The 1603-nt window shown below is 36.9% G+C and carries 1 protein-coding gene; it reads left to right on the forward strand.

What is annotated here, in order from left to right:
• Positions 1-63: 63 nt before the first annotated feature.
• On the forward strand, positions 64-1521 hold the full coding sequence (locus tag B7695_RS06225; protein ID WP_084890486.1) for an IS1182 family transposase: 1458 nt from the start codon (positions 64-66) through the stop codon (positions 1519-1521).
• The last annotated feature ends 82 nt before the right edge of the window (positions 1522-1603 follow it).

Raw genomic sequence — 1603 nt, forward strand, 5'->3', positions numbered from 1 at the left:
GAGCCCACTGAAAAAGTCATCAACTTGATGGCTTTTTTGTTATACTAGAGATGAGGTGAAATCATGCTTGATAATCAGTTAACTATGGATGTCAGTCCTTATTCTAGTTTGTATAATATCGTTGTTCCTAAAACCCACTTTTTACGTCAGCTAACTGAACTCTGTGATTTTAGCTTTATTTATGATGAACTAGAAAAGAATTATCATCCCGATTTTGGGCGTAAAGCTTATTCACCGATTATGATGTTCAAATATCTCTTGTTGAAAGATATTTATAAGTTATCAGATGTCGATGTGGTGGAACGTTCCTTGTCAGATATGGCCTTTAAATTTTTTCTTGGTCTGGCTCCTGAAGATTCTGTTATCGAGCCATCCTCTCTGACAAAATTTAGAAAGCTAAGAATTAAAGATGACAAACTGCTTGATGTATTGATTCAGAAGTCTGTTCAAATTGCACTCGAACATAACTTGATTAAGAGTAAAATCCTCATTGTGGATGCCACTCACACCAAATCTCATTATAATCATAAGAAACCCCAAGAAATCCTTAGAGAGCGTTCAAAAGCTTTACGTAAAACAATTTATCAACATTCAGAAGATATCAAAATAGAATTTCCAAAGAAACCTCAAGAAGATAATCTCGAAGCAGAGTTGACATATACAGAGGAGTTAATGGCTGTGGTTGAAAAACATGAGGAACTCTTAGCCCTACCGGCTGTTTCTCAAAAGTTCAATTACCTAAAAGAAGCTGTTGAGGACGACTTAGAACATTTGGAAGCTTCTGTTAAAGAGGAGGCTAGGCTTGGACATAAGACAGCAGACACCTCTTTCTATGGATATAAAAGTCATATCGCTATGACGGATGAACGGATTATTACTGCTTGTGTGGTCACTTCTGGAGAACAAAGTGATGGGAAATATTTACCTGAGTTATATGCCAAAACAAAGGAAAATAGTCTGGACATCGAGACTATTATTGGTGATGCGGCTTATTCAGGAAAGGACAACATTCAACTAGCTCGCAAAGAAAAGATTCATTTGGTATCCAAACTGAACCCTTCTGTTTCAAAAGGTTACCGTAAAGAAGAGGATGCGTTTGAATTTAATAAAGATGCAGGGCTATTTGTCTGTCCAGAAGGACACATGGCTGTTCGCAAAGCAAGGACAGGGAAAAAATATCAAAATAAGAATCAAGTTGTCACTCATTACTTTGATATTGAGAAGTGTAAGAATTGCCTTTCCAAGGAAGGGTGTTATCAGGAGGGGGCAAAGTCTAAAACTTATTCAATAACCATTAAGAGTAACGACCATCTTTTTCAGAAGAAATTTCAAGAAACACCTTATTTTAAAGAAATGGCCAGACATCGCTATAAAATCGAAGCGAAGAATGCCGAACTAAAACAGAGACATGGCTTTGATGTCGCAAGGGCATCAGGTCTTTTCAACATGGAGTTACAGGCAGCCACAAGCATCTTCGTGGTCAATATGAAACGAATTATGACCTTAATAAACACAAAATAACCGAGGAATTCGCTCAAATTAATGAGCGATTCCTCGGTTTTCACTTTATTAAAAGTAAGAGACCTATTTTTTCAGTGGACTC

It is taken from the genome of Streptococcus mitis (assembly GCF_002096845.1).
In the GTDB taxonomy this organism is placed as follows: Bacteria; Bacillota; Bacilli; order Lactobacillales; family Streptococcaceae; genus Streptococcus; species Streptococcus mitis_A.

Coding starts and splice junctions, on each gene's coding strand:
- B7695_RS06225 (WP_084890486.1), top strand. CDS start 64: ATGCTTGATAATCAGTTAACTATGGATGTCAGTCCTTATTCTAGTTTG.